Below are 566 nucleotides of genomic sequence, written 5' to 3' on the forward strand. Positions count from 1 at the left end.
CAAACAACACAGGGAAATGCTTCAGGAGTGGAATGGAATCGGCCTGGAAATCATACGTTTTTTCGGATGCGGTACGAATGCCGAAGAGATCGGCCGACTAGGCGAATACGTCGTCCACAATTCCGATATGCCAGGCGTGATCACCATTGGCTCTGATGCGTCGGGATTTGCGTACCTTGAAGATTTATCTGGTGCCGTCTATTCGCTGCATACGGGCGAGCATAGACTCGACCTAGTTGCTAGTGATTTGGAGGAATTCGTTTGCGATGTTGTATTTGGTTCGCGGGCTGAACAGTTTGCTGGAACTGACTGGATGGATGAACTCAAAGAGCACGGTCTCGTGTGAACTAGTCCTCAATCAAGCGAACGCTTGATCGTAAAGGACGAAACAAAGGGGGCAGGCCTCTTTGTTGAGCCATCGGTGTGGGTTAGGATGGGGCCTCTTCAAATCGGGAGGACTAGACCATGCCACGAGCGCCTCGGGCGGATGAAGCGGGCGGAGTGTACCATGCTCTCAACCGCGACAACCTTCGCGCGGAGATCTTTCACAAAGACGCCGACTATGC

1 protein-coding gene is annotated in these 566 nt (G+C 52.7%); it reads left to right on the forward strand.

Annotated features, from left to right (window positions below):
* The coding region (locus H1B37_RS33095; RefSeq protein ID WP_182871536.1) for an SMI1/KNR4 family protein at positions 1 to 346 on the forward strand (346 nt) is incomplete at its 5' end.
* Positions 347 to 566 lie beyond the last annotated feature (220 nt).

The sequence above is a fragment of the Stieleria mannarensis genome (assembly GCF_014154935.1).
Taxonomy (GTDB): domain Bacteria; phylum Planctomycetota; class Planctomycetia; order Pirellulales; family Pirellulaceae; genus Stieleria; species Stieleria mannarensis.